The 19,891-nt window shown below is 72.1% G+C and carries 19 protein-coding genes and 1 pseudogene; 9 read left to right on the top strand and 11 right to left on the bottom strand.

Translation table 11 applies throughout. The annotated features are described in order from the left end of the window. Positions 1–166: 166 nt before the first annotated feature. Positions 167–723: pseudogene (locus ACFW48_RS17635) on the top strand (M1 family aminopeptidase); the annotation flags it as partial. A gap of 34 nt (positions 724–757) precedes the next feature. Here ACFW48_RS17635 and ACFW48_RS17630 read toward each other — a convergent pair. Both ACFW48_RS17630 and ACFW48_RS17625 read right to left on the bottom strand, forming a co-directional pair. Continuing rightward, positions 758–1,243: a macro domain-containing protein gene (locus ACFW48_RS17630; RefSeq protein WP_386315596.1), complete on the bottom strand. Its 486-nt coding sequence runs from the start codon at positions 1,241–1,243 to the stop codon at positions 758–760. A 77-nt stretch (positions 1,244–1,320) separates the two neighbouring features. Next, the gene (locus tag ACFW48_RS17625) at positions 1,321–2,790 is read right to left on the bottom strand and encodes an amino acid permease (protein WP_386315594.1); all 1,470 of its coding nucleotides are present in this window, start codon (positions 2,788–2,790) and stop codon (positions 1,321–1,323) included. A gap of 232 nt (positions 2,791–3,022) precedes the next feature. Between ACFW48_RS17625 and ACFW48_RS17620 the strand changes: the two genes are divergently transcribed. After that, positions 3,023–3,754 (top strand): MerR family transcriptional regulator, encoded by a 732-nt coding sequence (locus tag ACFW48_RS17620; RefSeq protein WP_386315592.1) that lies wholly within the window; start codon positions 3,023–3,025, stop codon positions 3,752–3,754. A 9-nt stretch (positions 3,755–3,763) separates the two neighbouring features. On the opposite strand, the gene ACFW48_RS17615 is transcribed toward ACFW48_RS17620, so the two are convergent. The 3 genes from ACFW48_RS17615 to ACFW48_RS17605 are packed head-to-tail and all read right to left on the bottom strand — an operon-like array spanning position 3,764 to position 8,397. Further along, complete coding sequence (locus tag ACFW48_RS17615; protein WP_386315590.1) at positions 3,764–5,944, bottom strand: 3-hydroxyacyl-CoA dehydrogenase NAD-binding domain-containing protein; 2,181 nt, start codon at positions 5,942–5,944, stop codon at positions 3,764–3,766. Between the two features lie 53 nt (positions 5,945–5,997). Then, positions 5,998–7,212, bottom strand: a complete 1,215-nt coding sequence (locus ACFW48_RS17610; protein ID WP_386315589.1) for an acetyl-CoA C-acetyltransferase — start codon at positions 7,210–7,212, stop codon at positions 5,998–6,000. Between the two features lie 36 nt (positions 7,213–7,248). Continuing rightward, entirely contained in the window at positions 7,249–8,397 is a 1,149-nt protein-coding gene (locus ACFW48_RS17605) for a CaiB/BaiF CoA transferase family protein (RefSeq protein ID WP_386315587.1), read from the bottom strand. Positions 8,398–8,603: 206 nt separating this feature from the next. Here ACFW48_RS17605 and ACFW48_RS17600 point away from each other — a divergent pair, with 206 nt between their 5' ends. Continuing rightward, on the top strand, positions 8,604–9,782 hold the full coding sequence (locus tag ACFW48_RS17600) for a saccharopine dehydrogenase family protein (protein WP_386315585.1): 1,179 nt from the start codon (positions 8,604–8,606) through the stop codon (positions 9,780–9,782). 102 nt (positions 9,783–9,884) lie between these two features. Here the strand turns inward: ACFW48_RS17600 and mmpA are convergent, their stop codons facing one another. After that, a complete protein-coding gene (gene mmpA, locus ACFW48_RS17595; protein ID WP_310869968.1) occupies positions 9,885–10,034 on the bottom strand; it encodes a morphogenic membrane protein MmpA in 150 nt (49 codons plus the stop codon). A gap of 202 nt (positions 10,035–10,236) precedes the next feature. On the opposite strand from mmpA, the gene ACFW48_RS17590 reads away from it, so the two are divergent. Beyond that, positions 10,237–10,431: a hypothetical protein gene (locus tag ACFW48_RS17590; RefSeq protein WP_386315583.1), complete on the top strand. Its 195-nt coding sequence runs from the start codon at positions 10,237–10,239 to the stop codon at positions 10,429–10,431. Here ACFW48_RS17590 and ACFW48_RS17585 read toward each other — a convergent pair. Further along, entirely contained in the window at positions 10,419–11,123 is a 705-nt protein-coding gene (locus tag ACFW48_RS17585) for an endonuclease V (protein WP_386315581.1), read from the bottom strand. The two genes, ACFW48_RS17590 and ACFW48_RS17585, sit on opposite strands and share 13 nt — an antisense overlap. Positions 11,124–11,166: 43 nt before the next feature. Between ACFW48_RS17585 and ACFW48_RS17580 the strand changes: the two genes are divergently transcribed. Next, a complete protein-coding gene (locus tag ACFW48_RS17580) occupies positions 11,167–11,466 on the top strand; it encodes a YciI family protein (RefSeq protein WP_386315579.1) in 300 nt (99 codons plus the stop codon). Between the two features lie 9 nt (positions 11,467–11,475). On the opposite strand, the gene ACFW48_RS17575 is transcribed toward ACFW48_RS17580, so the two are convergent. Both ACFW48_RS17575 and ACFW48_RS17570 read right to left on the bottom strand, forming a co-directional pair. Then, entirely contained in the window at positions 11,476–11,805 is a 330-nt protein-coding gene (locus tag ACFW48_RS17575; RefSeq protein WP_386315578.1) for a plasmid stabilization protein, read from the bottom strand. Between the two features lie 72 nt (positions 11,806–11,877). Then, positions 11,878–12,978: a WD40/YVTN/BNR-like repeat-containing protein gene (locus ACFW48_RS17570; protein WP_386315576.1), complete on the bottom strand. Its 1,101-nt coding sequence runs from the start codon at positions 12,976–12,978 to the stop codon at positions 11,878–11,880. 264 nt (positions 12,979–13,242) lie between these two features. Between ACFW48_RS17570 and ACFW48_RS17565 the strand changes: the two genes are divergently transcribed. Next, the gene (locus tag ACFW48_RS17565; RefSeq protein WP_386315574.1) at positions 13,243–13,659 is read left to right on the top strand and encodes an SsgA family sporulation/cell division regulator; all 417 of its coding nucleotides are present in this window, start codon (positions 13,243–13,245) and stop codon (positions 13,657–13,659) included. Positions 13,660–13,719: 60 nt separating this feature from the next. Here the strand turns inward: ACFW48_RS17565 and ACFW48_RS17560 are convergent, their stop codons facing one another. Both ACFW48_RS17560 and ACFW48_RS17555 read right to left on the bottom strand, forming a co-directional pair. Beyond that, positions 13,720–13,986, bottom strand: coding sequence for an isocitrate lyase/phosphoenolpyruvate mutase family protein (locus ACFW48_RS17560; protein ID WP_386315693.1), 267 nt, complete (start codon positions 13,984–13,986; stop codon positions 13,720–13,722). Between the two features lie 76 nt (positions 13,987–14,062). Further along, positions 14,063–14,734 carry a GPP34 family phosphoprotein gene (locus ACFW48_RS17555; protein ID WP_386315573.1) on the bottom strand — a complete coding sequence of 224 codons (672 nt, stop codon included), beginning with the start codon at positions 14,732–14,734 and terminating at the stop codon, positions 14,063–14,065. A gap of 324 nt (positions 14,735–15,058) precedes the next feature. On the opposite strand from ACFW48_RS17555, the gene ACFW48_RS17550 reads away from it, so the two are divergent. From ACFW48_RS17550 to ddaH, 3 genes are all read left to right on the top strand, one after another. After that, positions 15,059–16,684, top strand: coding sequence for an ABC-F family ATP-binding cassette domain-containing protein (locus ACFW48_RS17550; RefSeq protein WP_386315572.1), 1,626 nt, complete (start codon positions 15,059–15,061; stop codon positions 16,682–16,684). 10 nt (positions 16,685–16,694) lie between these two features. Beyond that, complete coding sequence (locus tag ACFW48_RS17545; RefSeq protein ID WP_386315571.1) at positions 16,695–18,953, top strand: ATP-binding cassette domain-containing protein; 2,259 nt, start codon at positions 16,695–16,697, stop codon at positions 18,951–18,953. A 95-nt stretch (positions 18,954–19,048) separates the two neighbouring features. Next, entirely contained in the window at positions 19,049–19,825 is a 777-nt protein-coding gene (gene ddaH / locus ACFW48_RS17540; protein ID WP_386315570.1) for a dimethylargininase, read from the top strand. Positions 19,826–19,891 lie beyond the last annotated feature (66 nt).

Below are 19,891 nucleotides of genomic sequence, written 5' to 3'. Positions count from 1 at the left end.
TGGGGAGCGACGTGGGGCACCAACCCGTCGCCCCCGAGAGGTACCGGACCCTGACGGAGGGCACCGGTGAGACGGTCGGACACTAAGAAAACGCCCCGCCGCCCGAAGGCGGCGGGCTCTCACACAGCTACTCGGCAGGCTCGTACGTGACGGTCTGATCAGGACTCTCGGCGGCTACGTGCCGAACACGGACACCGGGCACGCTCTGGAGGCGCAGACCCGGCCGTTCTACAGCCCCCGGCAGTTCGCTAACGGGTCGAACGCGTCCGTCGTCGTCCATGAGCTGGCCCATCAGTGGTACGGCGACCTGGTCTCCGTGCGCGGCTGGAAGGACATCTGGGTCAACGAGGGCTTCGCGCGGTACGCCCAGTGGCTGCGGTCCGTGCACGAGGGCGAGGGCACGCGCAGGAGCTGGCCAACTACGCGTACGCCTCGCACCCGACCAACGGTCCGTTCTGGACCGTGAAGCCCCATGACCCGGGGCCGGAGCACCAGTTCGACATCGCGGTCTACGACCGGGGCGCACTGGCCGTGCACGCGCTGCGCAACGAGATCGGGGACGAGGACTTCTTCGCGATCCTCAAGGGGTGGCCCGAGCGGTACGCCCACGGCAACGCGTCAGTGGCCGACTTCCAGCGGTACGCCGAGGAGGTCTCCGGCAAGCCGCTGGCCACGCTGTTCGACACCTGGCTGTTCCAGCCGTCGAAGCCGGACGCGCACGCGCACTGACCGACTGCCGGGCACCGACCGGCGGGGCTCAGGCGGCGTCCCCGTGGTCGTAGACGGTCACGGGGACGCCGCGCCGCGCGAGCCGCTCGGTGATGAGCGGCTCGACGCGAGACCACTTGCCGCCGGCCAGGCCGCAGCCTATGCGGGGCATGTGCACCGAGGCTCCCAGCTCGGCGGCCTTGTCGGCGAGGCGGGCGAGGGCCGTGTCGATCGCCTCGTAGCGGACCGGGACGCCCTTGCTGCCCGTGCGCATGCCGCGCTGGCCGATCATGTTGGCCACCCACACGTACGGCTCGACCTGGACGAACTGGACCGCGCCCAGTGCGAAGTCGTTCGTCGCGCGGTCGCGGTGCCAGGCGCGGTAGGCCGCCTCCGGCTCCGGCCAGCGGCGCGAGACGGCCAGGACGAAGCCCTTGCCCCAGCCGCCGAGGTCGTTGCAGACATGGGCGATCACCTTGACGCCCTTGACCGACGGGACGGTGGCGTCACCCCGGACATAGCTGATCTCCGACATGACGCCACCGTAGGGGCCACCACTGACAGTGACCGTGGACCGGTGGTTCTTCGCTGCTTGATGAGCTGCTTGATGAGCTACTTGGTGAGCCTGCCCAGCTCCTGCTCGGCGGCGTTCCGCGCCACCCTGCGGCGGACGCCGAACCAGCCGGCCACCAGCATCACCGCGATCACGGGCACGAGCAGCACGGTCTTGCGGCCGACCTCGTGGTCGTTCCACATCAGGACGATCACGGCCAGCAGGAAGGCGATCGTGACGATCTCCGTGACGGGGCTGCCGGGCAGCCGGAAGTGCGGCCGCTCCACCAGGCCCGCGCGCGCCCGGCGTACGAAGACCAGGTGGCAGATCATGATGATCACCCAGGTGCTGATGATGCCCAGGGAGGCGACGTTCAGGACGATCTCGAAGGCCTTGTCCGGCACCAGGAAGTTGAGGCCGACGCCGAGGACGCAGACCGCGCAGGTCAGCAGGATGCCGCCGTAGGGGACCTGGCTGCGGCTCATCACGCCGGTGAACTTGGGCGCGGAGCCCGCCATCGCCATGGAGCGCAGGATGCGGCCGGTGGAGTACAGGCCGGAGTTCAGGGAGGACATCGCCGCGGTGAGGACGACGAGGTTCATCACGTCACCGGCGGCCGGCACGCCGATCCCGGACAGCACCGTGACGAAGGGGCTCTCGTCGCCCGAGTAGAGCGAGCTCGGCAGCAGGAGGGCCAGCAGGACGACCGAGCCGACGTAGAACAGGGCGACGCGCCACATGATCGAGTTCACCGCGCGGGGAACGATCTTGTGCGGCTCGGCGGTCTCGCCCGCGGCGACGCCGACCAGCTCCAGGGCCGCGTAGGAGAAGATCACGCCCTGCATGACCAGGATGACGGGCATGGCGCCGTGCGGGAGGATGCCGCCGTGCTCGGTGATCATGCTCATGCCTGGGGTGTGGCCGCCCACCTCGTGCTGGGTGGCCAGCAGGAAGATACCGATCAGCATGAAGGCGACGAGGGTGGCGACCTTGACGATCGCGAACCAGAACTCCATCTCGCCGAAGATCTTCACCGAGATCAGGTTCACGGCCAGGACCACCGCGAGGGCGATCAGGGCGAGCACCCATTGCGGGATGCTCGTGAACATACTCCAGTAGTGCGTGTACAGCGCGATCGCGGTGATGTCGGCGATGCCGGTCGTCGACCAGTTCAGGAAGTACATCCAGCCGGCGACGTAGGCGCCCTTCTCGCCGAGGAACTCGCGCGCGTACGACACGAAGGACCCGGAGGAGGGCCGGTAGAGCACCAGTTCGCCGAGGGCCTTGACGACGAAGAAGGCGAAGACGCCGGCGACGAGGTAGGCGATCGCGAGTGCCGGGCCCGCGTCGCGCAGGCGCCCGCCGGCGCCGAGGAAGAGGCCGGTGCCGATGGCGCCGCCGATGGCGATCATGTTGACGTGGCGGGCCTTGAGGTCCTTGCTGTAGCCGGCGTCACCGGCGTCCGCGGGTCGTTCGGCCGCCTGGGGGTGGGCGGCGGCCTGTGCCGTGGCGACGGCTTCCTTGCTCACGGGTGGTACCAATCTCTGGTGCGCCCGGGCGGGGTACGCCCAGGTCGTCCGTACAGCGACAAGGCCCGCACCACCCTTCGCGGCACAGACCAAGGCAGCACCTTCCCACGACTCTGTGTTGACATGCGGTGTCTCATGTCACACAGCGTGACTTGTCACAAGATCCGTCAGTCGTCTCCACATGAGGCGCGAGAGGTGTCACAGCACTGGTGAGACAGCGATACTGCTGCACATGACGACGACCGACACCGAGGAGCCGACCCTCACGATCGACGAGCTGGCCGCGCGGGCCGGCGTCACGGTGCGCACGGTTCGCTTCTACGGCACCAGGGGGCTGCTGCCGCCGCCGGCGATCGGCCCGCGCCGGGTGGGGCACTACGGCGGCGAGCACCTGGCCCGGCTGGCGCTGATCGAGGAGTTGCAGCACCAGGGCATGACGCTGGCCGCCATCGAGCGGTATCTCAAACAGCTGCCGCCGGACCTGAGCCCGCGCGACCTCGCGCTGCACCGCGCGGTGGTGGCCTCCTGGGCGCCGGAGACGGTGGAGAGCGTCACGCGTGAGGAGCTGGGCCGGCGGGCGGGCCGGCCGCTGACGGACGACGAGGTGGACCGGCTCACGGCGATGGACATCGTCGCGCGGGACGGCGCGGTCCCGGACGGTGACGCCTACCGGGTCGACGCCGGGCTGCTCCGGCTCGGCGTCGAGCTGCTCGACGTGCCCTTCTCCCCCGAGACGGTCCTCGCCGCCCGTACGGCCCTGCTGGAGCACTCCCGCGCCGCCGCGCGCGACCTGTCGCGGCTGCTGCGCGACGCGGTCGCCGAACGCGACGCGCGGGACGTGCGGTCCCTGTCCGCACACATGCACCCGCTCGTGGTGCAGGCGCTGCTGACCACGTTCCAGCGGTCGCTGCGGGAGGAGCTGCGGGAGTGGCTCGGCGGGGACGGCGAGGGCGGCGAGGACTGAGCCGCTTTCTCAGCGGCCGTCGGTGAAGACCTCCCCCTTGTCCGCCTTCTCCACCAGCAGCGCGGGCGGCGTGAACCGCTCGCCGTAGCGGTCGGCGAGCTCCCGCGCGCGGGCCACGAAGCCGGGCAGACCGCCCTCGTAGCCGTTGATGTACTGGAGGACGCCGCCGGTCCAGCCGGGGAAGCCGATGCCGAGGATCGAGCCGATGTTGGCGTCGGCCACGGAGGTCAGTACGCCCTCCTGAAGGAGTTTGACCGTGTCGAGCGCCTCCGAGAAGAGCATGCGCTCCTGCATGTCCGCGAAGGGGATCTCGTAGCCGGGCTTCGTGAAGTGCTCCCGCAGGCCCGGCCAGAGCCCCGCCCGCTTTCCGTCGTCCCCGTACTCGTAGAACCCGGCGCCGCCGCTGCGGCCGGGGCGCTCGAACTCGTCGACCATGCGGTCGATGACGGCCTCGGCGGGGTGCGCGGTCCAGGTGCCGCCGGCCTCCTCCACTGCCCGCCTGGTCTCCTTGCGGATCTTCCGGGGCAGCGTGAGGGTCAGCTCGTCCATCAGCGAGAGCACCTTGGCCGGGTAGCCGGCCTGGGCCGCCGCCTGTTCCACGGAGGCGGGCTCGATGCCCTCGCCGACCATCGCCACGCCCTCGTTGATGAAGTGGCCGATGACCCGGGAGGTGAAGAAACCACGCGAGTCGTTGACCACGATCGGCGTCTTGCTGATCTGCCGGACCAGGTCGAAGGCGCGCGCCAACGCCTCCTCCCCCGTCCGCTCACCCTTGATGATCTCGACCAGCGGCATCTTGTCGACCGGCGAGAAGAAGTGCAGCCCGATGAAGTCCACCTGACGCTCGACACCCTCGGCCAGCGCGGTGATGGGCAGCGTGGAGGTATTCGAGCACAGCAGCGCGTCCGGGGCCACGACGTCCTGGACCTCCTGGAACACCTTGTGCTTGAGAGAGGTGTCCTCGAAGACGGCCTCGATGACCGCGTCACAGCCCGCGAGGTCGGCCACCTCGGCGGTCGGCGTGATACGGGCCAGCAGCGCGTCCGCCTTCTCCCGGCTCGTACGGCCCTTGGCCACCGCCTTGGCGCACAGCTTCTCCGAGTAGCCCTTGCCCTTGACGGCCGACTCCAGGGCGACGTCCTTCAAAACCACCTCGATGCCCGCACAGGCACACGAGTAGGCGATGCCCGCACCCATCATCCCGGCACCGAGGACGGCGACCTTCGCCACCTTGCGCGGCTCCACGCCCACGGGGCGGTTCGCACCGGAGTTGACGGCCTGAAGGTCGAAGAAGAACGCCTGGATCATGTTCTTCGAGGTCTGCCCGGCGGCCAGCTCGACGAAGTAGCGGGCCTCGATGACCTGCGCGGTCTCGAAGTCGACCTGGGAGCCCTCCACGGCGGCGGCCATGATGTTGCGCGGGGCCGGGTAGGGGGCGCCGTTCGTCTGCTTGCGCAGGTTGGCGGGGAAGGCGGGCAGGTTGGCCGCGAACTTGGGGTGGGCGGGGGTGCCGCCGGGGATGCGGTAGCCGGGCCGGTCCCAGGGCTGGGCGGACTCGGGGTTGGCGTCGATGAAGGCGCGGGCCGCGGCGAGCATGTCCTCGCGGGTGTCGGCGACCTCGTCGACCAGGCCGTTCTCCCGCGCTCGGCGCGGGTTGTACTGGGTGCCCTGGAGGAGCACCTTCAGCAGCGCGTCGGTGATGCCGAGCATCCGGACGGTGCGGACGACGCCGCCGCCTCCGGGGAGCAGGCCGAGGGTGACCTCGGGGCAGCCGATCTTGGAGCCGGGCGCGTCGAGGGCGACGCGGTGGTGGCAGGCGAGGGCGATCTCGTAACCGCCGCCGAGGGCCGCGCCGTTCATGGCGGCGACGACCGGCTTGCCGAGGGTCTCGATGCGGCGCAGGTTCCGCTTGATGGCCATGCCGCCGTCGAAGAGGTCCTGGGCGGTCTCCGGCGTGACGCGGATCAGGTCGCGCAGGTCGCCGCCGGCGAAGAAGGTCTTCTTGGCGGAGGTGACGATGACGCCGCGGATCGAGTCCTTCTCGGCCTCGAGGCGGTCGGTGATCACGGCGAGGGACTCGCGGAACGCCTGGTTCATGGTGTTCGCGGACTGGTCGGGGTCGTCGAGGACGAGGGTGACGACGCCGGTGTCGTCCTGTTCCCAGCGGATGGTGGTGCTCTCGGTCGTCATGACAGGGGTCTCCAGTGAGGTCTTCGGTGGCCGTGGTGCCGTTTCCGCGGGGATCAGACGCGCTCGACGATCGTGGCGGTGCCCATGCCGCCGCCGACGCACAGGGTGGCGAGGCCGTAGCGCTTGTCCTGGCGCTCCAGTTCGTCGACGAGCGTGCCGAGGATCATCGCGCCGGTGGCCCCGAGCGGGTGGCCCATCGCGATGGCGCCGCCGTTGACGTTGACCTTGTCCAGGGACAGGCCCATGTTCTTGACGAAACGCAGGACGACCGCGGCGAACGCCTCGTTGATCTCGACGAGGTCGATGTCGTCGATGGTCAGCCCGGCCTTGGCGAGCGCCTTGCGGGTGGCGGGGGCGGGCCCGGTCAGCATGATGGTGGGCTCGGAGCCGGACACGGCGGCGGAGACGATCCGCGCGCGCGGGGCGAGCCCGTAGCGATCGCCCACCTCCTTGGAGCCGATGGCGACGAGGGAGGCGCCGTCGACGATGCCGGAGGAGTTGCCCGCGTGGTGGACGTGGTCGATCTGCTCCACCCAGTGGTACTTCTGCAGCGCCACGGCGTCGAAGCCGCCGAGTCCGCCGATGTCGGCGAAGGAGGGCTTGAGGCCCGCGAGGGAGTCGGCGGTGGTGCCGGGCCGCAGGTGCTCGTCGCGGTCGAGGACGGTGAGGCCGGCGCGGTCCCGGACGGGCACGACGGACCGCTCGAAGCGGTTCTCCTTCCAGGCGTTGGCCGCGCGCTCCTGGGAGAGGGCCGCGTACTCGTCGACGTCGCGGCGGGTGAAGCCCTCCAGGGTGGCGATCAGGTCGGCGCCGACGCCCTGCGGGACGAAACCGGTGGCGAGGTTGGTCATCGGGTCGTTGAACCAGGCGCCGCCGTCCGAGGCCATGGGCACCCTGGACATCGACTCGACGCCACCCGCGAGGACCAGGTCCTCCCAGCCGGATCGCACCTTCATCGCCGCCATGTTGACAGCTTCCAGACCCGAGGCGCAGAAGCGGTTCTCCTGGACGCCCGCCACGGTGTCCGGCAGCCCGGCCGCGACGGCGGCGATGCGGGCGATGTCGGAGCCCTGGTCGCCGACGGGGCCGACCACCCCGAGCACGACGTCGTCGATCGCGGCCGGGTCGAGGTCCGGGAAGCGGGCGCGGATCTCGTGGATGAGGCCGACGACCAGGTCGACGGGCTTCGTACCGTGCAGGGCGCCGTTCGCCTTGCCGCGTCCGCGCGGGGTGCGGATCGCGTCGTACACGTACGCTTCGGTGGTCACTGGCAGGCCTTTCGCTGAGGGTATTTGCGGGGCTGTTCAGCTGTTCGTTCGAGGGGCCCTCGGCAGGTCCCAGTCGCGGGCCACCGCCTCGGTGTCTGCACCCGGCCGGGCGGGCCCGGTGCGGACGTCGGTGGGGGTCACGGAGAAGCGGGGCGCGGGGGCCGGCTGGGTGATGCCTCCGTGGTCGGTGAAAGTGCCGCGGGCGGCGAGGTGCGGGTGGTGCGGGGCCTCGCGGAGCGACAGGACGGGGGCCACACAGGCGTCGGAGTCCGCGAAGACGGCCGTCCACTCCTCCCGGGTACGGGACCTGAACCGGGCGGCGATGGCCGCGCGCAGTTCGCCCCAGCGGGCCATGTCGTCGCGGGCCGGTGCCCGGTCGGGGATGCCGAGCAGCTCCATGAACTCGGCGTAGAACCGCTGTTCCAGGGCGCCGACCGCCATGTACCGGCCGTCGGCGGTCTCGTAGGTGCCGTAGAACGGGCAGCCGCCGTCGAGGAGGTTGGCGCCGCGCCGGTCCTGCCAGCCGCCGGCGGCGAGCATGCCGTGGATCATCGAGGAGAGGTGGGCGGTGCCGTCGACGATGGCGGCGTCGACGACCTGGCCGGTACCGGTCGCGCGCGCGTGGTGCAGGGCGGCGAGGATGCCGACGACCAGGTAGAGGGAGCCGCCCGCGTAGTCGCCGACGAGGTTGGCGGGGACGGCCGGCGGCTCGTCGGGGGCGCCGATCATGCCGAGGGTGCCGGTGAGCGCGATGTACCCGATGTCGTGACCGGCACGCTGGGCGAGCGGGCCCTCCTGACCCCAGCCGGTCATGCGGCCGTAGACGAGGCGCGGGTTGCGGGCGTGGCAGTGTCCGGGGCCGACGCCGAGCCGTTCGGCGACGCCGGGGCGGTAGCCCTCGATCAGCACGTCGGCGCGTTCGGCGAGGTCGAGGACCTGGGCCGGACCGCCCGGTGCTTTCAGGTCGACGACCACCGAACGCTTGTTGCGGTTGGTGACGTCGTGCGCGGGGTCGATCGCGAGGCCGGGGCCGCCGGGGCGGTCGACGCGGACGACGTCGGCGCCCAGGTCGGCCAGGAGCATGGCGGCGAAGGGCCCGGGCCCGATACCGGCCAGCTCGACCACGCGCACACCCGTGAGCGGGCCCTCACTCGGCGTGCGCCCCGCCGTCCTCGCCTCCGACATCGAGCCCCCAGGTCCGTGACACCACTGATGTAACACCAGTGATGCTAGAAACGTGTTCCACTGGGCACAAGACCGGAGCGAGCAAGCGCTTAGCCAATTATGGGGCAGGCTCTCCTCCGGACTCGCGGTCCTCACGCTAGCCTCGGCCACCGGCAACGGCGCGTGCTGCGGGCCCAGAGGGTGCCGCAGGGTGACGAAGGGATGTCATGACCAGGCTGAACACGGCCGACCGGCCGTACGACATCGTGCTCTTCGGAGCGACGGGGTTCGTCGGCGAACTCACCGCGGAGTACCTCGCCGCGCACGCGCCCGACGGGCTGCGCTGGGCGATCGCCGGCCGCAGCGAGGAGAAGCTGCGACGGCTGCGGGAGAGGCTGCACGGCGCGGCGGACGTCGGCGTGCTGCGCGCGGACGTCTCCGATCCGGCCTCGCTGCGCGAACTCGCCGAGCAGGCGCGCGTGGTGGCCACGACGGTGGGACCGTACGTCCAGTACGGCGAAGCGCTGGTCGCCGCCTGCGCGGAGACCGGGGCGGACTATCTCGACCTCACCGGTGAGCCCGAGTTCGTGGACCTGACGTACGTCCGTCATGACGCCCGCGCGCGGGAGACCGGCGCACGGCTGGTGCACGCCTGTGGTTTCGACTCCGTGCCGCACGATCTCGGGGTGTACTTCACCGTGCGGCAGCTGCCGGAGGGCGTGCCGCTGGCCGTGGACGGCTTCGTGACTGCCGACGCCACCTTCTCGGGCGGTACGTTCGCCTCCGCGCTGGGTCAGTTCGCGCGCGGCCGGCAGCTGCAGGCCGCCGCGCGGGAACGCCGGCGGCACGAGCCCCGGCTGGTGGGCCGACGGGCGGCGACGCCGACGGGCGCGCCGCGGTTCGCCGGGGAGGTGGGGGCCTGGGCGCTGCCGCTGCCGACCATCGACGCGCAGGTCGTGCGGCGCTCCGCGAAGGCGCTGGACCGCTACGGCCCCGACTTCCGCTACCGCCACTACGCGGCCGTCCGGCATCTGCCCGTCGCGGTGGGCGGGGTGGCGGCCGTGGGTGCGCTCGTGGCGGCGGCTCAGGTACCGCCCGCGCGGCGCTGGTTGTCCGGCCGACTCAAGCCGGGTGACGGGCCGAGCGCCGAGAAGCGGGCGAGGAGCTGGTTCTCGGTCCGCTTCGTGGGCGAAGGCGGCGGCCGGAAGGTGTTCACCGAGGTCTCGGGCGGCGACCCCGGGTACGACGAGACGGCGAAGATGTTCGCCGAGGCGGCGTTGTCCCTCGCCCTCGACGACCTGCCGCCGGTGGCCGGGCAGGTCACGACGGCCGTGGCGATGGGGGACGCGCTGATCGAGCGGCTGCGGACGGCGGGCATCCGCTTCCGGGTGGCCGCGGCCCGCTGACGGACCAGGCCCTCTGCCTGTCCGGCGGATCGTGCCGCGGGCGCGGGGGCCGGCACGCCCGTCCGCCGCGTCCTTCCCGCGTCCTGATCCGCCGGACAGGCCCTACCCCGACCACCCGACGATCGTGTAGATCATCCCGCCGATCCAGGCCAGCCCCGCCCCCACGGCGAGCACCAGCCCCGCGACCACGGCCCGCTCGACGGGCCGGCCGGGGTGGTGGGCGGACTGCTTGGGTGCGCGGTGCGTCGTCATGCGGCCCAGCCTGTCGCGGCCGACGGTGGGCGCACATCCGTACGGATACTCAGGTGGCCGCTGAGCACCGGCCCGCGCCACGAGCACGCGCCGTCAACACGGATTTGAGACTTCTCCCGCTGTCGTCCCCCATCGGCCCGTCACCACCAGCGCTCCTGTTCGGCAAAGTGCCAACAAGGAGTTCAATGAAACCCTTGAAGGCATGAAGTTCCTTCTCGAAGTCACCATGGACGAGGGCGCGCTCGCCGAGGACCCCGCGGGCGAGTTGCAGCGGATCCTGCGGTACTGGGGCGGCAACCTGAAGCACTACGCGCTGCGGCCCGGCGACGGTTCGGTGGTCCACGACTCGGCGTACCGGGAGGTGGGCCGCTGGAGCGTCGAGGGTCAGGCCGGGTAGGCGGTGGCCGCCCGCAGGGCCTCGCGGCACAGGGCGTCCGCCCTTCGGGTGGTCTCCGGCAGGCGGTAGTCCCGGGCCAGGGCCAGCGTGTGCGCGCAGGCGTTGCCGAGGCTCACACGATGGCCGACGGAGACGAAGACCGGCTTGACGCCGTCGCGGGTACGGACGGCCCGTCCGACCTCCTCGGCGCCGGCGAGCAGCGGGGACGAACTGCCGCGGGGCGCGTCCGGGTCGTCGTACGTGAAGGTGAACGGGTTCTTGGCCACGCCGATCGTGGGCAGGCCGGTGAGCACGCCGAGGTGGCTGGCGAGGCCGAAACGGCGCGGGTGGGCCAGGCCGTAGCCGTCGCAGACGACCAGGCCGGGCGGGCAGGGCAGCGCGTCCAGGGCGGCGAGGACGGTCGGGATCTCGCGGAAGGCGAGCAGGCCCGGCACGTAGGGGAAGGAGATCCGGCCGACGGCGGTGGCCTCGGCGACGACGGCGAGGGTCGCGGCGTCCAGTACGACGGCCGCCGCCGCGACGACGTCCCGTTCGTCGTCGTAGGCGACGTCCACGCCGGTCACCCGGCCCGTGCCGGGCGGCGGACCCGGCTCGTCGAGCACCACGCGTACCCGCAGTTCGTCCTGGACGGCGCGGGCTCGTTCCCCGGTCGCGGGCCAGCCGGCGGGAACCTGCACGGTCACGGTCGTCATGGTGGCCGCAAGCCTACGGGACAGCCGGAGTAGGCTCGCGATCATGTTCGTACTGGAACTCTCCTACACCGCCCCGCTCGACGCCGTCGACGCGGTGCTGGAGGAGCACGTGGCGTGGCTGGACGAGCTGTACCGGCAGGGGGTGATCCTGGCGTCCGGGCGCAAGGAACCCCGCGACGGCGGGGTGATCATCGCCGTGGCGGGGGACCGTGCGCGGATCGAGGAGATCACCGCGGGCGACCCCTTCGTCAGGGCCGGCGTGTGCGCGTACCGCGTCACCGAGTTCGTCGCCACGAGAACGGCGCCGGCGCTGGAGCGGTACCGGGAGACCCTCGGCCGGTAGCCGTACGGCTCACTTGCCGAGCGCGCGCTTGAGATCGCCCTTGTTCATGTTCGAACGGCCGCTGATGTCGCGGCGCTTGGCCTCCTGGTACAGCTGGTCGTAGGTGGGGCCCTGGGGACCCTGCCGGTTCCCGGACCGCTGGCCGCCCCGCTTGCTCGGCGACTTGTCCTGCGTGGACGTACGGCTGGCGGTCTTGGACTCGCCGGACTGGGCGCGCTCCTTGTTCACCGTCCGGGCGGCGATCTCCTTGGCGCGGCCGGTGCTCTCGCCACGGTCCTCGGCGCTGTCCTTGATGTGCTCGTACTGCCGCTCACGTTTGGAGCTCGAACCGCGTGGCATGTCCGCTCACTTCCTCTCACGTTCAGCGAACGGATACCCACGTTACGGACGAACACCCGGACCCGCGCGCCGTCAGCGCTCCAACCGGGCGACCCTTCCCTGCTCGCCGGCGGCCCAGCAGCCCAGGTCCGGGGTGCAGTCCACGGTGTCGTACGACCCCGTGTCGACGGTCCGCCAGGTGCGGCCGCCGTCGGTGGTGAGGTCCGTGCCGGTGGGGCCGACCGCGAGGGCGGCGGTGCGGCTGTACGGGAGCCAGGCGACGCCGGACCGGTAGGAGGAGGGCGACCGGTCGGCGGACCGCCAGGTGGTGCCGCCGTCGGTGGTCCGCGCCGCCGCTCGCGGGGAGGGCCGGTCGGGGCGGAAGTCGCCGCCGACGGCGAGGCCGTGGGCGCGGTCCCGGAACGCGAGGGCGAAGACGCCCCGGGCCGGATCCCCGGCCGGGACCGGGGTGTCGGAGGCCGTCCAGGTGAGCCCGCGGTCGGCGGAGTGCAGCACGCGCGCGCGTGCCGCGCCGCCGGTGGCCAGCCACACGTCCTTCGGTCCGGACGCGACCAGGCACTGGCCACTGGCCGCGAACCCGGCCTCGCCCTCCTGCGCGGCCGGCATGCCCTTGTCCGGCAGCACCTTCCAGGAGCGCCCGCCGTCGCTGGTCGACAGGATGCGGAACTTCCCGTCCACCGGGTCGCTCATGGCGAGGCCGTGGCGGCGGTCGAAGAACGTGAGGCAGTCGTAGAAGGCCCGCGGGTCGGAGTTGCGGAAGGACTCGGTCCAGGTCGCCCCGCCGTCGTCGGTGCGGTAGACCCTGGACGCCTCGCCCTCGCCGATGGCCAGGGCCACGGCCCGGCGGGCGTCGAACGCCTCGATGTCCCGGAACTGCAGCCCGCCGGCGCCCGGCGGCGAGACGTTCCGCCAGGTGTCGCCGCCGTCGGTGGTGCGCAGGACGGTGCCCTGGGTGCCGGCCACCCAGGCGGTGTGCCGGCTGACGGCCGCGAGCCCCCGGAACCGGACGTCGGACGCCCCGGTCTCCTTCGTCTCCCAGTGCGGTCGCTGGTGCGCCTGCGCGGGGGCGGCCGCCGTCAGCGCGGCCAGCGCCGCCGCGCACACCGCCCCGGCGATCACCGCCCGTCCCGTACGCCCGCCACCGGTTCGGGCGGACCGTGCCGTGCGTCGCATGCTCCCCAAGCGCCTCATGCCGGGCGAAGCTAGCCCACCGTCCGGGCGCCGTCCAGAGGACCGTGTGCGGCGCGCGCGTGCGGGCACGAGTGCCACAAGTGCCGTACGAGGCACAGGAGGAGAGGCGCGTCACTCCCGCGCATGAACGCGGTGACAGAGGTCACTCGGTCGTCGTGTGCACGGATTGGCTGATTCCGTCGTCTCTTCCAGTGCCAGGCCCGCACCAACCGGAAGCCCGTCCAGCCGTCACGAGGGAGCAAGGCGTTGTCCACCGTCATCGAGCAGCCCGTCGAGGCGCGTCTCGTCGCCGCCGCGCCGCGTATGCCCAGCATTCCCGCCACGCTGCACTACGACCGCAGCGATCCGTTCGCCGTCCGGATGACCTTCCCGGCCCCGGCCACCCTCGAGGGCGTGGAGGTCTGCTGGACCTTCTCCCGCGAGCTGCTCATCACCGGGATGCGGGAGCCGGACGGTCACGGCGACGTACGGGTGCGCCCGTACGGGTACGACCGGACCGTCCTGGAGTTCCACGCGCCCGAGGGCACCGCCGTGATCCACGTCCGCTCGGGCGAGCTGCGCCGCTTCCTTCAGGCCACCGGTGAGCTGGTGCCGGTCGGCCTGGAGCATCTCCAACTGGACCTGGACCACGACCTGGCGGAGCTGATGCGGGGGACCTGCTGACGACGCCCTGACGCTCCCGCGCCGGCAGCCTGTTGAGTTCCCCGTAATCGGCGCCGCCCGTCAGGGCGCCGTAGGTCCCCGCGTCCAGCAGCTCCCGCGCGGCGCGGTGGACCAGGGCGTGCGCGGCCTGCGCGAGCCCGATCCGACGCTGACCCGTGCCACGCCCAGCGCGGCCAGTTCCGCGACCGGCGGCACGCCGGGACCGGCCATCACGTTCAGCGGTCCGTCGACGCCGTCGGCGAGCTCCTTGACGGTCCCCGGGACGACGGCCCCGGGGACGAAGACCCCGTCGGCGCCCGCGGCGGGGTAGGCGGCGGCCCGTTCCAGGCGGCTGACTCGACCAGCGGAAGCCGGGACAGGGCCGGCGGGAACCCGACCTGGACGTCGCCCCGGCCGGCCCGTCTCAGCCGCCCGCCGACGCCACGGCCCGCGCCGTTTCCGCGCTCACCGCTCCCCACACCTCGCCCACGATCTTCCGCAGCCCGGGGGCCGCCGCTCCGCCGCGCTCGGTCAGCTCCGCGATCCGGCCCTCCCGGCGCGCGTCGGTCGCGGCCGGCCCGAGGGCCCGCAGTTCCGCGGCGGCCGCCAGCGCGGCCGTGGCCGCGTTCCGCTCCGAGACCTCCCCGGCCGGTACCGGGCCCTCCAGGACGTACCGCGTCTCCTCCCGGAGCGCCCGCACCGCGGCGCCCCGCGCCAGGAAGTACTCCACGGACGGGAACACGCCGAGGACGCGCTTCTTCTCGGCGCGCAGGTACCCCTCGGCCACCAGTTGCTCCCGGACGGCGTCGAAGGTGAGCCGCGCGTGCAGCCTCACCCAGGTGCGCCACCGGTGCGGCATCGACTCGCGGACGAGGTCCAGCAGCCCGTCGAGGACGGCGTCCCCGGTGCGGGAGTCCAGGTCGACGGGGGTGGCGATGCCCTCGTCGTCGGTGAGCAGGCCACGCTGGGCCAGTTCGGTGAGCGCGCCGGCGCGCACCAGGTGGTGGTGCCGGGCGGCGTCGGTGGCCCCGGGGCGCGCCGGGTCCCAGGCCAGCAGACAGAGCCGGGCCGGCAGTGAGAGCGGGCCGTCGGGCACGGGGCCTCCTTGGGGCCGTGGGACCGGATTCCCGGTAAGGCGTTGACAGCCCAGCCGGTCTCTCGTACGGTGTATAGCGCTTCTGTTGCCGCCGATTGGAGAAGGACGTTGCTCGTCTGAGGTCCTGAGACACCGCGTCACACCTGTCTTGTGTGTACGCCGCGTGCGACCTCGGCGTTCGAGCCGTCCTTGCGGAGCAGGGCCTTTTTCATGCCCGAGCACTCCCCGGGGCTCCTCCTTCCCTCGTCCGACGGCGCTCGCCGCCTCCCGGTGTCTCGATACGCGTTTGCCCCTGACCGCTTCAAGCAACCGCGGAGACCCTGTATGTCTACTTCCATCACGTGTACGTCCCTCTCGTTCGCCTGGCCCGACGGCACGCCCGTCTTCGAGGGACTCGACACCGCCTTCGGCCCCGGCAGGACCGGGCTCGTCGGTGTCAACGGGTCGGGCAAGTCCACCCTGTTGAAACTGATCGCCGGGCAGCTCACCCCGGCCGACGGCACGGCCCGCGTGGCCGGCGAGGTCGGTTACCTGCCGCAGAACGTCACGCTCGACACCGCGCTGCGGGTCGACGAGGCGCTCGGCATCGCCGCGCGGCGGGCCGCGCTGCACGCCATCGAGGCGGGCGACGTGGCCGAGGAGCACTTCGAGACCGTCGGCGACGACTGGGACGTCGAGGAGCGCGCCCTCGCCACACTCGGCGAACTCGGCCTCGGTCACGTCGGGCTCGACCGCACCGTCGGCGAGGTCTCGGGCGGCGAGTCGGTGCTGCTGCGGCTGGCCGCGCTGCTGCTGCGCCGGCCCGACGTCCTGCTCCTCGACGAGCCCACCAACAACCTCGACCTGTACGCGCGAAGGCGGCTGTACGCGGCCGTCGCCTCCTGGCCGGGGGTCATGGTCGTGGTCAGCCACGACCGCGAGCTGCTGGACCTCGTCGACCAGATCGCCGACCTGCGCTCCGGCGAGATCAGCTGGTACGGCGGGAACTTCTCGGCGTACGAGGAGGTCCTGGCCGTGGAGCAGGAGGCGGCCGAGCGGATGGTGCGCGTCGCCGAGTCCGATCTGCGCAAGCAGAAGCGCGAACTGGCCGACGCCCAGGTCAAGCTGGCCCGTCGCAAGCGGTACGGCCAGAAGATGTACGAGCAGAAACGCGAGCCGAAGATCGTCATGGGGGCACGCAAGCGCGCGGCGCAGGAGTCCGCGGGCAAGCACCGCATCATGCACGAGGAGAAGCTCGCCGAGGCCAGGGAGCGGCTCGACGACGCGGTGGATGCCGTGCGGGACGACGACGAGATCCGCGTCGACCTGCCGTACACGGCCGTGCCGCCGGGGCGCTCGGTGCTGACGCTGCGGGACCTGGAACTGGCCTACGGCGCCCGCGTGGAGGGCGGTTTCGATCTGCACGGCCCCGAGCGGATCGCGCTGATCGGGCGCAACGGCGCGGGCAAGACCACGCTGCTGCGCACGATCGCCGGGGAGCTGGAGCCGGTGGCGGGCGAGGCGACGGCGCACGTCCCGCTGCGGTTCCTGCCGCAGCGCCTGGACGTCCTCGACGGTGGGCTGAGCGTCGCCGAGAACGTGGCCCGGTTCGCGCCGGGCGCCACCAACAACCGGATCCGGGCGCGGCTGGCGCGCTTCCTGTTCCGGGGCGCCCGGGCCGACCAGCAGGCGGCGACCCTGTCCGGCGGCGAACGCTTCCGGGCGGCGCTGGCCGCGCTGATGCTGGCCGATCCCGCGCCGCAGCTGCTGATGCTGGACGAGCCGACGAACAACCTGGACATGGCGAGCGTGCGGCAGCTCACCGGCGCCCTGGAGTCGTACGAGGGGGCGCTGGTCGTGGCCAGTCACGACCTGCCGTTCCTGGAGTCGATCGGCATCACCCGCTGGCTGCTGATGGAGGAGGGAGAACTGAGGGAAATCACGCCAGAAGCTGTCGGGTATCCCGCCTAGCGTTCCCGGCATGAGCGAGTTCATCAGCATCACCGGAGCCAGGGAGAACAACCTCCAGGACGTCACGCTCCGCATCCCGAAGGGCCGGCTGACCGTGTTCACCGGCGTTTCGGGGTCGGGGAAGTCATCGGTCGTGTTCGACACGATCGCGGTCGAGTCGCAGCGCCAGCTGAACGAGACGTTCACCTGGTTCGTGCGCAACCGGCTGCCCAAGTACGAGCGGCCGCACGCGGACGCCCTGGAGGACCTCTCCCCCGCGATCGTCGTCGACCAGCGGCCGGTCGGCGGCCACTCGCGGTCCACGGTCGGCACGATGACCGACATCCACTCGGTGCTGCGGGTGCTGTTCTCCCGGCACGGCACGCCCAGCGCCGGGGCGGCGACGGCGTACTCGTTCAACGACCCGTCGGGCATGTGTCCCGACTGCGACGGCCTGGGCCGCAAGGTGCAGCCCGGCTGGGACCGCATCCTCGACCCCGCCAGGTCGCTGGCCGGCGGGGCGGTCCGCTTCCCGCCGTTCGCCGCGGGCACCTGGCAGGGGCAGGCGTACACCAACACGGACGAGCTGGACCCGGACAAGCCGGTCGGCGACTTCACGGACGCCGAGCGGACGTTCCTGATGCGCGGACGGCCCGGCAGCAAGGTCACCGTCAACGGCACGGGCGGCACCTGGACCACCGAGTACGAGGGCCTCGCCGACCGCTTCGAGCGGCTGTATCTCAAGCGGGACCTGTCGGCGATGAGCGAGAAGACCCGGAAGCTGGTGCGGCGGTTCCTGATCGAGGGCGACTGCCCCGAGTGCGGCGGCGCCCGGCTGAACGCGGCGGCGCTCGCGACCCGGATCGACGGGCACTCCATCGCCGACTGCTCTGCCATGCAGGTCACCGACCTGATCGCCGTACTGAAGCGGATCGACGATCCGGTGGCCCGGCCGATCGCCGGTGCCGCGGTCACCGCGCTGGAGCGCGTCGAGGCGATCGGCCTCGGCTATCTCAGCCTCGACCGGGAGACCTTCACCCTGTCCGGCGGCGAGGGGCAGCGGCTGAAGACCGTGCGGCACCTCGGCTCCAGCCTGACCGGGATGACGTACATCTTCGACGAGCCCACCGTCGGGCTGCACCCGCGCGACGTCGGACGCCTCGGCGACCTGCTGCTGCGACTGCGCGACAAGGGCAACACCGTGCTGGTCGTCGAGCACGACCCGGACGTCATCGCGTTGGCGGACCACGTCGTCGACATGGGCCCGCGGGCCGGCGCGGGCGGCGGCCGGGTGGTGTTCGAGGGGACGCCGGGCGAGCTGGCCGGGGCGGACACGCTCACCGGACGGTTCCTCGGACGCCGTACGGCGGTGAAGGAGGAACCGCGGACGGCGACCGGGGAGCTGTGGGTGAAGGGCGCCGGCCGCCACAACCTGCGGGACGTGACGGTGGCCTTCCCGACCGGAGTGCTGACCGCGGTCACCGGGGTCGCCGGGTCGGGCAAGAGCACGCTGGTCGCGGAGCTGGTCGCCGCCCACCCGGACGCGGTGGTCGTCGACCAGTCCTCGATCGGCGTCTCGGCGCGGTCGACCCCGGCGACGTACCTCGGGATCATGGACACGGTACGGAAGATCTTCGCGCGGGAGACGGGCGCGGAAGCCGGGTTCTTCAGCTTCAACTCGGCCGGCGCGTGCGGCACCTGCGAGGGGCGCGGGGTCATCTGGACCGACCTCGCTTTCATGGACCCCGTGACGACGACCTGCGACGACTGCGACGGCCGGCGCTTTCGCGACGAGGTGCTGCGGCTGACGATCGACGGCAGCTCCATCGCCGACGTGCTGGCGATGACCGCCGACCAGGCACTGGGGTTCTTCGCCGACACGGGCGTACGGCGGCGGCTGCGCGCCCTGCGCGACGTCGGCCTCACCTACCTCACGCTCGGGCAGCCGCTGTCCACGCTCTCGGGCGGCGAGCGGCAGAGGATCAAGCTGGCCACGCGGCTGCACCGGACGGGCGCGGTGTACGTCCTGGACGAACCGACCACCGGACTGCACATGTCGGACGTCGAGGGACTGCTCGCCCTGCTCGACCGGCTGGTCGGCACCGGCAACACGGTCGTGGTCGTCGAGCACAACCTGGACGTGGTGGCGCACGCCGACTGGGTGATCGACCTCGGTCCGGACGGGGGCCGGGACGGCGGCCGGGTGATCTTCGAAGGCACCCCGCGCGAGCTGCTCACGGCCCGCGGCTCCAGCACCGCGGAGCATCTGAGGAGGGCCGCGAGGGGCTGACTGGGGGTTCCGTACGCACGCGTCCCCGCTGCATGATGGCGAGTCGGCGCCGCGCCACGGGCGCCGGACCGCCAGCGCCGATACGGAGACCCCTCGTGCCCAGCAAGAAGGCCCTCGTCCGCCGCCCCAGCCCGCGACTGCCGGAAGGACTGGTGACCCATGTCGAGCGGGAGAAGGTCGACCACGGCCTCGCGGTCGAGCAGTGGGACGCGTACACCGAGGCCCTGCGCGCGCACGGCTGGGAGACGCTGGAGGTGGACCCGGCCGACGACTGCCCCGACTCCGTCTTCGTCGAGGACACGGTCGTCATGTACCGCAACGTCGCACTCATCACCCGGCCGGGCGCCGAGGCGCGGCGTGCGGAGACGGCCGGAGTCGAGGAGGCCGTGGCCCGTCTGGGCTGCTCGGTCAACTGGGTCTGGGAGCCGGGCACCCTGGACGGCGGCGACGTCCTGAAGGTCGGCGACACGATCTACGTCGGGCGCGGCGGGCGCACCAACGCGGCCGGCGTCCAGCAGCTCCGGGCCGCCTTCGAGCCGCTGGGCGCGCGGGTCGTCGCCGTACCGGTGAGCAAGGTGCTGCACCTCAAGTCGGCGGTCACCGCGCTTCCCGACGGGACGGTGATCGGGCACCTCCCGACGACGGACGTGCCGTCGCTGTTCCCCCGATTCCTTCCGGTACCGGAGGAGTCCGGCGCGCACGTGGTGCTGCTCGGCGGCGGCAAGCTGCTGATGGCGGCGAGCGCGCCGAAGACGGCGGAACTGCTCGCCGACCTCGGCCACGAGCCGGTGCTCGTCGACATCGGCGAGTTCGAGAAACTCGAGGGCTGTGTGACGTGCCTCTCGGTCCGGCTGCGGGAACTGTACGGCTGAGCCGGCCCGAACGTCAGCCGTCCGGCTCCGGACTGCGAGTCTCGGGGGCTTCACCCACCCCGGTGG

Source organism: Streptomyces sp. NPDC058812, from assembly GCF_042744565.1.
GTDB classification, from domain to species: domain Bacteria; phylum Actinomycetota; class Actinomycetes; order Streptomycetales; family Streptomycetaceae; genus Streptomyces; species Streptomyces thinghirensis.
This window is presented reverse-complemented; position numbering and strand designations above follow the sequence as displayed.